The sequence below is a fragment of the Serratia sp. NCCP-200 genome (genome assembly GCF_059697885.1).
In genome coordinates, this window is the sequence record NZ_BAAKUJ010000010.1 from 1 (window position 1) to 14,018 (window position 14,018).

Sequence of the window (14,018 nt, forward strand, 5' to 3'; positions counted from 1 at the left end):
GGGCGATCGGGTGGATCTGAAAACTCGGTGACGCTCCTTGGATAAGTGGGCGATCGGGTGGATCTGAAAACTCGGTGACGCTCCTTGGATAAGTGGGCGACCGGGTGGATCTGAAAACTCGGTGACGCTCCTTGGATAAGTGGGCGATCGGGTGGATCTGAAAACTCGGTGACGCTCCTTGGATAAGTGGGCGATCGAGTTTGCTGAGATTACCTCTTTATTGCCAAAAGAGTAGGAGCTAACAGCTCCCTCTCCCTGTGGGAGAGGGTTGGGGTGAGGGGTAATTAATATAAGTCTCAAATTTTAAATTTATATAAATCATTACTTATCAGGAGCGAACTCTATGTCTACCAAGGCAAAAGCATGGGTATGGATGTTATTGGTCATCTTCTCCGAGACCTCGGCCACCTCAACCTTAAAAATGTTTGATAACAGCGAAGGTACCACCAAGACGTTATTACTCGGCTTGATCGTCGTGTTGTACTGCGTTTGTTATTACTCGTTATCTAACGCGGTGAAATACATTCCTGTCGGCCTGGCTTACGCCACCTGGTCAGGCACCGGGATTTTACTGGTCTCAAGCCTGGGTATGGTGTTTTACGGCCAGCACCCTGATATGCCAGCCATTATCGGCATGATCGTGATTGCCAGCGGCATCGTGATCATGAACCTCTTCTCCAAAATGGGCTCCTCCGAAGAATAAGGGTATCAACTATGTTTAATATTGGCTTCTTGTGGCTGGCTCTGTCGATCGGTTCAGAAATCACCGGGACCTCGATGATCAAAAAAACCAACAACTTTAAAAAGCTGGGGCCTTCGGTGCTGGTGATTAGCGCTTACTGCCTGTGCTATTTCGCCCTGACCAAGGCGATGGGGTTTATCCCGGTGGGCGTCGCCTACTCGCTGTGGTGCGGCTTTGGCATTGTCGGGGTGACCTTCGTTTCCATGCTGCTCTACAAGCAGAAACCGGATCTCCCTGCCATCTTCGCCATGGCGCTGATCATCGGCGGTGGCGTCATTATGAATATCTTCTCGCAGATGTAAGATCTTAGCCCCCAACAGCGCAGCGGCAACGTTGCGCTTTTTTTTTGATGCGCTATAGTTATGCGCATAAATTATGCTTAGGAGGTACTATGGGTGCCGTTTCAGTAATAAAAAAACGCAATACTAACGTATACTTGCGTGTCGACCTGATTGAACAGGCTAAAGCATTAGACCTAAACTTATCGGCTACACTAAACCACGCATTAGAACTCGCAGTGAAGAAGGGGCAACGTGAACGTTGGTTAGCGGAAAATCGTGCTGGTCTTGAAGCATTGAATGGCTTCGTTGAGGAGAACGGCCTTTTTTCTGATGATGCTGACTTTGGTGTCCTGTAATGAAACAATTTTCTGTTTATAAAAATCAATCTAAAAACAAAAAAAACTATCCTTTCTTTATCGTTGTTCAGTCCGATTTACTCGATCACCTTAGCACTCGTTTGGTCATGCCCTTGGCTTTAAAGCATGCAACAAACTCACAGGTCAAAGCACTGACTCCTGTTTTGTCTGTGGACCAACAAGATTACGTGATCCTTACTAGTTTACTGACGACTACGGATGTCAAAAATCTTAATGCAGATTGCCTGGTTACCAATGCAGCCCATCTGCGTGATGAGCTGGTTGCGGCCATCGACCTGTTAGTTTTGGGCATTTGAAAAACTGCCCCACTGACTATGAACAAATTGGGCCTGTTCAACAAAGAGGTGGAAGCAACCGTTATTTCTGTTTCAGCAACAGGCCTGAAAGCAACGCCCCAAGATCGGCGGCATGCTGAATAGAGGTATATGCAGGCTAATGATTTGATACCGCATAATCCTGTCATGTAACAGTTGCGGCAACGTATTTTGCAAGACAATATCTAATTTCGGAACGCCGTTTCATTATTAGGGATAAATCATGCAAAGAAATATCAAGTCATTATCAGCTATGGCGATTTTTCTGCTGGCCCTGACGGGTTGTGATAACTCGGATGGTAGTATCGCCTCTCCTGTTGAGCCAGTTAAACCCGTTGTTCCCCCCGCAACTGAGAAACCTGTCGCTGACCGCAGTGGTGCCTGGCCAGCCTCTGCCCTTAACGATCCCGAATTGGCCGGGAAAGAACCGGTAATGCCTGAAGTCTGCCAAACACTCTCAGCCGAACTGAACCAGAATGCCAAAGGGCTACTGGATGAAGCCATTGATGCTGACGTGAATAATTCCCAACCCGATACCCAACGTATTCAAGCCGCGATCGACGCCTGCACCACCGGTGCCGTTAAACTGGTCGCTGGCAGTAACGAAGAGAATGCGTTCTTGAGCGGCCCACTTACACTAAAAAGTGGCGTCACGCTCTGGGTAGATCAAGGGATCACCCTGTTTGCCTCACGTAGCCCAGTGGATTACCAGATTGCCGGTAAGAATAACTGCGGCGAAACCGCCAGTGCCGATAATGGCTGTAACGCATTGATTACCGCCACCGATACAATAAACAGCGGCGTGATTGGCGAAGGTATCATCGACGGACGGGGGGGAGCAGTGCTCACCAGCGGAAAATATGCCGATATCCTAACCTGGTGGGATGTGGGCGCATTAACCAAAACCGTTTCCGGCGCCAATCAGAACAACCCGCGGCTAATTCAGGTCACCAACAAGAATTCCGCCAAGCCGACCAGCCAGAACTTCACGCTGTATAAGATCACCTTACAGAATGCACCCAAATTCCACTTTGTCCCCAGTGGGGTCAATGGAGTGGTCGTCTGGGGCGTGAAGGTGTTAACGCCTTCACTGGCCTATACGGTTCCAGGCTATGATTGCCCGAAAGGGACAACCCCTGCGACATCGGGTTCCCCTAACTATACCCGGGCAAGCACCTGCTTTACCCCGGATACGACCAAGAACACCGACGCGATCGATCCTGGCCAATCGCAGAATGTCCTGATTGCCTATAACCACATCAGTACCGGTGATGACGGTATTGCCATCAAAGCCCATAGCAGCAATGCCTGTGTCCCACCGATTGCCGAAAAGTATGCAGGGCAGTTGCCTATTTATACCGTCAGCAACGTCAAAATTCTGCATAACCGCCTCTACTTCACCCATGGTATGTCAATCGGCAGTGAAACCGACTGCGCGGTCAAAGACGTGGAAATTCGGGATATGAGCATTGACGGCCATGATGCTGACTTTGCCGTCGGCGTGCGTATCAAAACCGACATGAGCGTTGGAGGAGAAGTGAGGAACATCAACTATGATGGCATTTGTATCCGCCGCGCTCAGGAAGCGCTGACCATTGATACCTACTACAGCAAAAAAACCGGCCAGGCCTACCCCGATATTCAAGATGTCACCATCAAGAATTACCACTATGTGGATACGCCAGACTCCATTTATAACGGAGATAACGTTCGGGTCACCTTACGCGGCTTCAGCTCTGATGGCCAGGATCTGCCATTAAGAAATATTGTGCTCGATAACACCGTGTTTGACAGCTCACCACAGTTGGCTAGCAAAGCCTCGGCAACAATCCCTGCCGCGCCTTCTTATGCCCAGATCCTGATGGGACCTGGCCCGGTATCCTTGGCGGATCTGCTGTTGGAAGCCGCGGACAACGGTGCCGCAGAGTTTGAAGTGCTGGATAACCGTAATGGATCCGAAGAGCCTTACGATTGCAGCGAAGCCTTTGCACTGTTCCCTTCTAGCGCCTCTGCACTCTAAGCGAAAAACGGGTAGGATCTCTCCCACCCGTCTTTCCTCTGCTGCGGTGACTAACACATCGCGGCTTTGATTTGCATACAGGCCCAGTCTATTGGGCCTGACTATTTCCGCTTCAGCAGCAAAACAAGGCTGATCAACAGGAACAGCAAGCTTGGCAACAGGGCACCCAGAATTGGCGGCATGCTGTACACCATGCTCAGCGGGCCGAAAATCTGATCCAGCACGTAGAACAGGAAGCCGAAGCTGATACCGATCACCACTCGCACGCCCATCGGCACGCTACGCAGCGGGCCAAAGATAAACGACAGCGCCATCAGCATCATCACCGCCACCGACAGCGGCGAGAAGATCTTGCTCCACATATTCAGCTGATAACGGCTGGCCTCTTGGCCACTCTGCTTGAGGTACTTCACATAGTTGTGCAAGCCGCTGATGGAAAGCGAATCCGGATCCAACGCCACCACGCCCAGCTTGTCCGGGGTCAGGTTGGTTTTCCACACCCCGGTCAGCGTCTGGGTACTGGTGACCTGATTCGGATTGGTCAGATCGGAAGTATCCACCTGCGAAAGCTGCCACGCGCCGTCTTCAAAATCTGCGGTACCGGCATAGCGAACCGTCTCTAACCGGCGCTGATCGTTGAAGTGGTAAATGTTGACGCCAGCCAGCTCTTTTTCACCCGCCACCCGTTCGATGTAGATAAAGTCGTTGCCGTCCTTCGCCCACAGGCCGCTCTTGGTAGAGAGCAGCGAGCCACCGTACATCTGCTGCGCACGGTAGTTACGCGCCATCTGTTCGCCCTGCGGTGCCACCCATTCGCCGATTGCCATCGTCAGCAAGACCAGCGGAATAGCGGTTTTCATCACCGACCCAGCAATCTGCAGCCGAGTGAAGCCAGAAGCTTGCATTACCACCAGTTCGCTACGCGTAGCCAGGGTGCCCAAACCGAGCAATGCCCCTAGCAGGGCCGCCATCGGGAAGAAGATCTCAATATCCTTTGGCACGCTGAGCAGGGTATAAACCCCTGCGCCCAGCGCCGAGTATTCACCCTGCCCGACTTTACGCAACTGATCGACAAACTTGATGATGCCGGAAAGCGAAACCAGCATGAACAGCGTCATCATGATGGTGTTGAAAATCGTTTTACCGATATAACGGTCCAGTACACCAAACATCAGGCCGCTCCTCTCAGGCGTGCACGCAGTTTGCGCATCGGCACGGTATCCCACAGGTTAAGTGCCAGAGCAATCGCGAAGTACGCCAGGTTCACCAGCCACATCCACACCAGCGGATCCAGCTTGCCCTTACCGGCATTGGAACGCAGCGAGGTCTGCAGCAGGAAGAAGATCAGATACAGCAGCATCGCTGGCAACATGCTCAGCACACGGCCTTGGCGCGGGTTGACCACGCTAAGCGGCACCACCAGCAGCGCCATCAGCACCACGGAAACGACCAGCGTCAAACGCCAATGGAATTCGGCGCGCGCATCCGGTTCATTCGATTCCCAAAGCGTGCGCATCGACATCTGCTCGGACTGGGTATTATCGATAGTGACCGACTGATGGCCGATAACCGCTTTATAGTCTGTGAAGTCGGTAATGCGGAAATCACGCAGCAATGCGGTGCCTTCAAACCGGGTGCCTTTGTCCAGCGTGACAACCTGCGATCCGTCGCGGCCCTGATTGATCATTCCATGCTCGGCCACCACCACCGAAGGGCGTTGGTTACCGTTCGGGCGTAGCTGCGCCAGGAACACGTCGTTGAAGGTGTTGCCCTTTACGCTGCCGACAAACAGCACGGCGTTACCATCCTGTGAGGGCTGGAACTGCCCTTCAGCCAGCCCGGCAATGCTGGGGTTGGCTTTGGCTTCGGCAATCACTTCGTCCTGATGGCTGGCCGCCCATGGCCCGACCCAGAAGACGTTTACCGCAGCCACCGCCGAGGTAAAGATCGCCAACACCATAGCGGCAATGATCAGGGTCCGTTTCCCCAGACCGCAGGCGTGCATAACGGTGATTTCGCTTTCGGTATACAACCGCCCAAGCGTCATCAAGAGGCCAAGAAACAGGCTTAAGGGCAAGATTAGCTGCGCCATCTTCGGCACACCCAATGCAAGCAGGGATAAGACTAAATTTGTCGGGATATTGCCGTCGACCGCATCACCTAACACCCTGACCAGGTTCTGACAAAAGAAGATCAGAAGCAGGATAAACAGGATGGCAATTTGGCTCTTCAGCGTTTCCCGTACCAGATATCTAATGATGATCACGCTTATTACGCCTGTGAAAACTTGTCTTTTTGCAGGAAAATCGATAGTTTCATCGCTAATCCGCCATTTTTTCTCATCATGTGGCAACCTTCACAGCTAAAATAGTATTAGAACATCAAGCTGTTTGGCCTTCCTATAGGAACAGACCTATAGTAGCCAAAACAGAACGTTTACGCCGTTCAGGTTAACCTAGTTAGTTAACTCAATGACGGAAGATCTTGGCGGAGCAGATCATTCTAGCCGTAGCTTTCGTCGTTGTCTTTAAGATTCAGGAGAGTGCATGGAGTTCAGTGTAAAAAGCGGTAGCCCGGAAAAACAGCGCAGCGCCTGTATTGTAGTTGGTGTTTTCGAACCACGCCGCCTGTCACCTATCGCAGAACAGCTCGACAAAATCAGTGATGGTTATATCAGCGCACTACTGCGCCGGGGCGAACTGGAAGGCAAAGTCGGGCAGACGTTACTGCTGCACCATGTGCCGAACATTCTCTCCGAACGCATCTTGCTGATTGGCTGTGGCAAAGAGCGCGAGCTCGATGAACGCCAGTACAAGCAGGTGATCCAGAAAACCATCAATACCCTTAACGACACCGGTTCCATGGAGGCCGTATGCTTCCTGACCGAGCTGCACGTCAAAGGCCGCAATACTTACTGGAAAGTGCGCCAGGCGGTAGAAACCGCCAAAGAAACGCTCTACACCTTCGATCAGTTGAAGAGCAACAAGGTGGAGCCACGTCGCCCGCTGCGTAAAATGGTGTTCAACGTGCCAACCCGCCGCGAACTGACCAGCGGTGAACGCGCCATCCAGCACGGCCTGGCCGTGGCTTCTGGCATCAAGGCCGCCAAAGATCTCGGCAATATGCCACCAAACATCTGTAACGCCGGTTATCTGGCCTCACAGGCACGTCAGTTGGCCGATGCCTTCAGCACCCACATCACCACCCGCGTCATCGGCGAACAGCAGATGAAAGAGCTGGGGATGAACGCCTATCTGGCGGTCGGTGCCGGTTCGCAAAATGAATCGCTGATGTCGGTGATGGAATATAAGGGAAATCCTAACCCGGACGCTAAGCCGATCGTGCTGGTAGGTAAAGGGCTGACCTTCGATTCCGGCGGCATCTCGATCAAACCGGCCGACGGCATGGACGAGATGAAATACGACATGTGCGGTGCGGCAACCGTATACGGCGTCATGCGTGTGGTGGCAGAACTGAACCTGCCGCTGAACGTGATCGGCGTGCTGGCTGGCTGCGAAAACATGCCGGGCGGACGTGCCTATCGCCCAGGCGATGTGTTGACCACCATGTCGGGCCAGACGGTAGAAGTGCTGAACACCGACGCCGAAGGCCGCCTGGTGCTGTGCGATACCCTCACCTACGTGGAACGTTTCGAGCCAGAGCTGGTGATTGATATCGCCACACTGACCGGTGCCTGCGTGATCGCACTGGGCCACCACATCACCGGCCTGATGTCGAACCACAACCCGCTGGCTCACGAGCTGATCGGCGCTTCCGAGCAATCGGGTGACCGTGCGTGGCGCTTGCCGATGGCCGACGAGTATTACGAGCAGTTGGATTCCAACTTTGCGGATATGGCCAACATCGGCGGCCGCCCAGGTGGTGCCATCACCGCCGCGTGCTTCCTTTCACGCTTTACCCGCAAGTACAGCTGGGCGCACCTGGACATCGCCGGTACCGCCTGGCGCTCCGGCAAGGCCAAAGGGGCCACTGGCCGCCCGGTAGCCCTGCTGGCGCAGTTCCTGCTCAATCGTGCTGGTCTAAACGGCGACGATTAAATCCGCGCGGTAATTCAGGTATAATCACCGAGGGCACAGCACGCTGTGCCCTTACATTTTTTGGCCACGGTGAATTTAATCATGAAACAGGCAACGTTCTACCTTCTTGAACACGCAGAACCCGCTGGTGCGCTCAGTGCACACGAGGCTGTGGCCTGTGCCGTTGCCGCCGAAAGATGGCGCGCTGGCAAGCGGGTGCTGATCGCCTGTGAAAGCCAGGAGCAAGCCCAGCGGCTGGACGAAGCCCTGTGGCAACGTGAGCCACACCAATTTGTACCGCACAACCTGGCAGGCGAAGGGCCAAACTTTGGCGCCCCGGTCGAGCTGTGCTGGCCAGGTAAACGCGGCAATGCCCCGCGCGATCTGCTGATCGCCCTGCTGCCGCAGTTTGCAGATTTTGCTACTGCTTTCCATGAAGTGGTAGACTTCGTCCCTTACGAAGACACCTTGAAACAGTTGGCGCGCGAACGTTACAAAGCCTATCGCAGCGTCGGCTTCCATTTGACCACGGCCACGCCGCCAACTAACTGAACCTTGAAATAAAAATGGAAAAGACCAACACCGATCTCGATACCGCCTATGACCCAACCCAGATCGAACAGAAGCTGTACGATCACTGGGAAAGCCAGGGCTATTTCAAACCGAATGGCGATACCAGCCAGGAAAGTTTCTGCATCATGATCCCGCCGCCGAACGTCACCGGCAGCCTGCATATGGGCCACGCGTTCCAGCAGACCATCATGGACACCATGACCCGCTACCAGCGCATGCAGGGTAAAAATACCCTGTGGCAAGCCGGTACCGACCATGCCGGTATCGCGACCCAGATGGTGGTTGAGCGCAAAATCGCCGCAGAAGAAAATAAAACTCGCCATGATTATGGCCGCGACGCGTTTATCGACAAAATCTGGCAGTGGAAGGACGAGTCCGGCGGCACCATCACCCGCCAGATGCGCCGTCTGGGCAACTCCGTGGATTGGGAGCGCGAGCGCTTCACCATGGATGAAGGCCTGTCCAACGCGGTGAAAGAAGTGTTTGTCCGCCTGTACAAAGAAGACCTGATCTACCGTGGCAAACGCCTGGTGAACTGGGATCCAAAACTGCGCACCGCCATCTCCGATCTGGAAGTGGAAAACCGCGAGTCCAAAGGTTCCATGTGGCACCTGCGCTATCCGCTGGCCGATGGGGCAAAAACGGCGGAAGGCAAAGACTACCTGGTGGTTGCCACCACCCGTCCGGAAACCGTGCTGGGTGATACCGGCGTAGCGGTAAACCCGGAAGATCCACGCTACAAGGATCTGATTGGCAAAGAGATCATTCTGCCGTTGGTGGGCCGCCGCATCCGCATCGTGGGTGACGAGCACGCCGATATGGAGAAAGGCACCGGCTGCGTGAAAATCACCCCGGCGCACGACTTCAACGACTATGAGGTGGGTAAGCGTCACGGCCTGCCGATGATCAACATCCTGAGCTTCGACGGTGACATCCTCGAAGTGGCAGAGGTGTTCGACACCCTGGGCGAAGCCAGCACCGCCTACAGCGGCGAGCTGCCAGCCCAGTTCCGTGGCCTGGAGCGCTTTGCTGCGCGTAAAGCCGTGGTTGCCGCCTTTGACGAACTCGGCCTGCTGGAAGAGATCAAACCTCACGATCTGACCGTGCCTTACGGCGACCGTGGCGGCGTGGTTATCGAGCCAATGCTGACCGACCAATGGTACGTGCGTACCGCACCGCTGGCGAAAGTCGCGGTGGAAGCGGTTGAGCAAGGTGAGATCCAGTTCGTGCCCAAGCAGTACGAAAACATGTACTTCAGCTGGATGCGCGATATCCAGGACTGGTGTATCTCCCGTCAGCTGTGGTGGGGCCACCGCATCCCGGCCTGGTACGACGCCGAAGGCAAAGTCTACGTTGGCCGCACCGAAGAAGAAGTGCGCCGCGAAAACAACCTGGGTGCCGACGTGGCCCTGAACCAGGACGAAGACGTGCTGGATACCTGGTTCTCCTCCGGCCTGTGGACCTTCTCGACCCTGGGTTGGCCAGAGCAAACCCCGGATCTGAAGACCTTCCACCCGACCAGCGTGCTGGTCAGCGGCTTCGACATCATCTTCTTCTGGATTGCCCGCATGATCATGCTGACCATGCACTTCGTCAAAGATGAAAATGGCAAACCGCAGGTTCCGTTCAAGACCGTGTACATGACCGGCCTGATCCGCGACGACGAAGGGCAGAAGATGTCCAAGTCGAAGGGTAACGTCATCGATCCGCTGGATATGGTTGACGGTATCTCGCTGGAAGACCTGCTGGAGAAACGTACCGGCAACATGATGCAGCCGCAGCTGGCAGAGAAAATCCGCAAGCGCACCGAGAAGCAGTTCCCGAACGGCATCGAACCGCACGGCACCGACGCCCTGCGCTTCACCCTGGCAGCACTGGCCTCTACTGGCCGTGACATCAACTGGGACATGAAGCGCCTGGAAGGCTACCGCAACTTCTGTAACAAGCTGTGGAACGCCAGCCGCTTTGTGCTGATGAACACTGAAGCGCACGACTGCGGCTTCAACGGTGGCGAAATGCAGCTCTCCTTGGCCGACCGCTGGATCCTGGCCGAATTCAACCGCACGGTGAAAGCCTACCGTGAGGCGCTGGACACCTATCGCTTCGATATCGCGGCGGGCATCCTGTACGAATTCACCTGGAACCAGTTCTGCGACTGGTATCTGGAATTGACCAAACCGGTCGTGATCAACGGTAGCGAAGCGGAACAGCGTGGCACACGTAATACGCTGATCACCGTGCTGGAAGCGTTGCTGCGCCTGGCGCACCCAATCATTCCATTTATCACCGAAACCATCTGGCAGCGCGTCAAGCCTCTGACCGGTGAAACCGCAGACACCATCATGCTGCAGCCGTTCCCGGCCTTCGACGCCGCGCTGGAAGACCAGCAGGCATTGAACGATCTGGAGTGGATCAAGCAGGCGATCATCGCGGTGCGTAACATCCGCGCCGAGATGAACATCGCGCCAAGCAAACAGCTGGAAGTGCTGCTGCGTAACGCCAATGGTGATGCCCAACGCCGCGTACAGGAAAACCAGAGCTTTATCGAACGCCTGGCACGCCTGAGCTCTATCACCCTGCTGCCTGCGGGCGAGAAAGGCCCGGTTTCGGTCACCAAGCTGGTGGACGGTGCCGAGTTGCTGATCCCGATGGCTGGCTTTATCGACAAGGATGCGGAAATCGCGCGCCTGTCGAAAGAGATGGGCAAGCTGGATGGTGAGATCGCGTCTATCGAAGGCAAGCTGTCCAACGAAGGCTTTGTGGCTCGCGCTCCGGAAGCGGTAGTGGCCAAAGAGCGTGAGCGCCTGGCAGCCTGCAAAGAAGGCAAGCTGAAGCTGCAGGAACAGCAGGCGACTATCGCCGCGCTGTAATCTACGAGCTACCGATCAAAAACAGCGGGTGATTTTTCCCCGCTGTTTTTTTATCGGCATTGCCAAGAGCCAGGCTTAAGTGTTATTACAAAGTAATATTGATGCAGTGCATTCCGTAATAACAACGAAATTCCGGGGCCCTTCAGGTTCCCTTTGATGGTGAGTGTAAACATGACAACAGCCACCCCAGTGCGTCTTCTGGTACGCCCAATCACGGCCGACGACAACGCCGCGATTGCGCACGTCATTCGCGAAGTCTCCGCCGAGCATGGCCTGACGGCGGATAAAGGCTATACCGTTTCCGATCCCAATCTGGACGCCTTGTTCCAACTCTATAGCCAACCGCGCAGTGCCTACTGGGTGGTGGAGATAGACGGTCAGATTGCCGGTGGTGGTGGCGTTGCGCCGCTGCAGGGCGGTGAGATCGACGTCTGCGAATTACAGAAAATGTATTTCCTGCCGGTGCTGCGTGGCAAAGGTTTGGCAAAACGCCTGGCGCTGCAGGCGCTGGAGTTTGCCCGCCAGCAGGGGTTCAGCCGTTGTTATCTGGAAACCACCGCCACGTTGCAGCAGGCAATTGGTCTGTATGAGCATCTTGGTTTTGAGCATATCGACTGTGCCATGGGTAATACCGGCCACGGCGACTGCGAAGTCACCATGCTGAAAGCGCTTTAACATTAGCAATCTACATACCCCTCACCCTAACCCTCTCCCACAGGGAGAGGGGACCGAATGTGCCACAACTTAATTACGGTATACACCCTCGATATCCCCCCTGTTACCAATTAACTTCTTTACCTGACAACTGCGCCTATCGGCTCCCTCTCCTTGGGGAGAGGGTTGGGGTGAGGGAGAGAGCACATCACTCACAGATAAAATTATTAATATCTACATCATTCGAAAAATTACACGGTAATTCTATATTTCAACCAGTTAAACTGATTCACTCAAGCAAAGTGTAAATTTATTGTGACATTCATTAATAAATTAACGATCGCAAATTGACCTACTATTCTTCTGAGTTACTCTGCCATGACAGTCTCTAACCATCACGCACAGGGAACGGTCATGTCAGAAAATAACTTCGATTACATCATTGTTGGCGCAGGCTCGGCGGGTTGCGTGTTGGCAGCCCAGCTCATCCGCCGTACCCAGGCCCGCATCCTGCTGCTGGAAGCCGGCGGCGACGACAATAATCTGTTTATCAAAATGCCCGCTGGGGTAGCCAAGATCATCGCCAAGAAAAGCTGGCCGTATGAAACCGAACCAGAGCCGCACGCCAATAATCGCCGCATGCAGATCGCCCAGGGCAAGGTGCTGGGGGGCAGCAGCTCGGTCAACGGTATGATCTATCTGCGCGGCCAACCGCAGGATTACGACGACTGGGCGCATCAATATGGCTGTTCCGGCTGGAGCTATCAGGACGTGCTGCCCTACTTCAAACGCGCCGAAGCCAATGAAAGCCTGGCGGATGAGTATCACGGCAACGAAGGGCTGCTGCCGGTCAGCGAGAACCGCTACCGCCATCCGCTCAGCATGGCGTTTATCCGCGCGGGCCAGGAGTTGGATCTGCCCTACCGCAACGACTTTAATGGTGAAAATCAGCATGGTGTAGGTTTCTACCAAACCACCACTCACAATGGCGAACGCGCCAGCACCTCCCGCACCTATCTGCAAGCCGTGCGCGATAACTCGCGGCTAGTGGTGAAACTCAACGCACTGGTGCATCGAGTCACCTTCGAAAACAACGTGGCAACTGGAGTGGTCTACAGCCTGAACGGTGGCAATGAGATCGCCGCCCGCGCCAGCCAGGAAGTGATCCTCAGCGCCGGGGCGGTTGGCTCACCAAAGATCCTGATGCTGTCCGGCATCGGCCCGCGCGAACATCTGGAGCAGTTAGGCATTACGCCGCTGGCCGATCTGCCGGTGGGCAAAAACTTCCACGATCACCTGCATATGTCGATTAACGTCAGCACCCGCGAACCTGTCAGCCTGTTCGGTGCCGACCGGGGATTACAGGCGCTACGCCACGGTGCAGAGTGGCTGGCGTTTCGCAGCGGCGTATTGACCTCTAACGTACTGGAGGGGGCCGCCTTTGCAGACTCCCTGGGTAATGGCAGGCCAGACGTGCAGGTACATTTCCTGCCGATTCTGGACAGTTGGGACGACGTGCCCGGCGAACCGCTACCGGCGATCCACGGCGTGTCGCTCAAGGTCGGTTATCTACAACCCAAAGCACGCGGCCAGGTGCAATTACGCAGCCGTAATCCCGCCGATCCCGTCAAGCTCCAGGCCAACTACCTTGGTCATCCAGACGATCTGGCAGGCAGCATTCGCGCGGTGAAATTTGGCCTGCGCTTCCTGGAAACCGCCTCTCTCAAGCCGTTGATTAAAGATCTGCTGATGCCACAACCGGCGTGGGTGAACGATGAAGCGCAGATGGAGGAGTTTGTACGTAACTTCTGCAAGACGGTCTATCACCCAGTGGGTAGTTGCCGGATGGGGAAAAATACGGATGACTCGGTGACCGACTTGCAGCTACGAGTGCATGGCTTTGAGCACCTGCGGGTGGTCGACTGTTCGGTGATGCCGCAGGTCACCAGCGGCAACACCAATGCCCCCACCATTATGCTGGCCGAAAAGGCAGTGGATTTGATATTGGGCCAATAGCCAAATAGACGGCAAGCCGATGTTGGCTTGCTGTCAGCTAACCATTGCTGCAAATCACGTTAAAAAATCCCCCCTGTTTACCTCCCGCCATATTCACCAACAACCAGAAAAAATGTGATTGCGCTCATTAATCC

General features: G+C 54.7%; 12 protein-coding genes. 10 read left to right on the forward strand and 2 right to left on the reverse strand.

Going from position 1 to position 14,018, the window contains the following annotated elements; all coding sequences use genetic code 11:
• Nucleotides 1-343: 343 nt before the first annotated feature.
• From AC6HVW_RS23385 to AC6HVW_RS23405, 5 genes are all read left to right on the forward strand, one after another.
• Nucleotides 344-703: a DMT family transporter gene (locus AC6HVW_RS23385; protein WP_024529409.1), complete on the forward strand. Its 360-nt coding sequence runs from the start codon at nucleotides 344-346 to the stop codon at nucleotides 701-703.
• Nucleotides 704-714: 11 nt separating this feature from the next.
• On the forward strand, nucleotides 715-1,044 hold the full coding sequence (locus AC6HVW_RS23390) for a DMT family transporter (RefSeq protein ID WP_021179117.1): 330 nt from the start codon (nucleotides 715-717) through the stop codon (nucleotides 1,042-1,044).
• 89 nt (nucleotides 1,045-1,133) lie between these two features.
• Nucleotides 1,134-1,379, forward strand: coding sequence for a type II toxin-antitoxin system CcdA family antitoxin (locus tag AC6HVW_RS23395; RefSeq protein ID WP_024486363.1), 246 nt, complete (start codon nucleotides 1,134-1,136; stop codon nucleotides 1,377-1,379).
• A complete protein-coding gene (locus AC6HVW_RS23400) occupies nucleotides 1,379-1,696 on the forward strand; it encodes a CcdB family protein (RefSeq protein ID WP_071681289.1) in 318 nt (105 codons plus the stop codon). The genes AC6HVW_RS23395 and AC6HVW_RS23400 overlap by 1 nt, the downstream gene beginning before the upstream one ends.
• A gap of 241 nt (nucleotides 1,697-1,937) precedes the next feature.
• Nucleotides 1,938-3,734 (forward strand): glycoside hydrolase family 28 protein, encoded by a 1,797-nt coding sequence (locus AC6HVW_RS23405; protein WP_497569710.1) that lies wholly within the window; start codon nucleotides 1,938-1,940, stop codon nucleotides 3,732-3,734.
• A 101-nt stretch (nucleotides 3,735-3,835) separates the two neighbouring features.
• On the opposite strand, the gene lptG is transcribed toward AC6HVW_RS23405, so the two are convergent.
• Both lptG and lptF read right to left on the reverse strand, forming a co-directional pair.
• Nucleotides 3,836-4,906, reverse strand: coding sequence for an LPS export ABC transporter permease LptG (gene lptG, locus AC6HVW_RS23410; RefSeq protein ID WP_021807815.1), 1,071 nt, complete (start codon nucleotides 4,904-4,906; stop codon nucleotides 3,836-3,838).
• Complete coding sequence (gene lptF / locus AC6HVW_RS23415) at nucleotides 4,906-6,000, reverse strand: LPS export ABC transporter permease LptF (protein WP_021807814.1); 1,095 nt, start codon at nucleotides 5,998-6,000, stop codon at nucleotides 4,906-4,908. The genes lptG and lptF overlap by 1 nt, the downstream gene beginning before the upstream one ends.
• A 280-nt stretch (nucleotides 6,001-6,280) precedes the next feature.
• Between lptF and pepA the strand changes: the two genes are divergently transcribed.
• The 5 genes from pepA (at nucleotide 6,281) to AC6HVW_RS23440 (ending at nucleotide 13,884) form a co-directional block, all read left to right on the forward strand.
• Nucleotides 6,281-7,792: a leucyl aminopeptidase gene (gene pepA / locus AC6HVW_RS23420; RefSeq protein WP_021179114.1), complete on the forward strand. Its 1,512-nt coding sequence runs from the start codon at nucleotides 6,281-6,283 to the stop codon at nucleotides 7,790-7,792.
• A gap of 81 nt (nucleotides 7,793-7,873) precedes the next feature.
• On the forward strand, nucleotides 7,874-8,323 hold the full coding sequence (locus tag AC6HVW_RS23425) for a DNA polymerase III subunit chi (protein WP_021179113.1): 450 nt from the start codon (nucleotides 7,874-7,876) through the stop codon (nucleotides 8,321-8,323).
• Nucleotides 8,324-8,337: 14 nt separating this feature from the next.
• Nucleotides 8,338-11,214 (forward strand): valine--tRNA ligase, encoded by a 2,877-nt coding sequence (locus AC6HVW_RS23430; RefSeq protein WP_024529413.1) that lies wholly within the window; start codon nucleotides 8,338-8,340, stop codon nucleotides 11,212-11,214.
• Between the two features lie 171 nt (nucleotides 11,215-11,385).
• Entirely contained in the window at nucleotides 11,386-11,889 is a 504-nt protein-coding gene (locus AC6HVW_RS23435; protein WP_071681287.1) for a GNAT family N-acetyltransferase, read from the forward strand.
• Nucleotides 11,890-12,282: 393 nt separating this feature from the next.
• The gene (locus tag AC6HVW_RS23440; RefSeq protein ID WP_071681286.1) at nucleotides 12,283-13,884 is read left to right on the forward strand and encodes a GMC family oxidoreductase; all 1,602 of its coding nucleotides are present in this window, start codon (nucleotides 12,283-12,285) and stop codon (nucleotides 13,882-13,884) included.
• Nucleotides 13,885-14,018 lie beyond the last annotated feature (134 nt).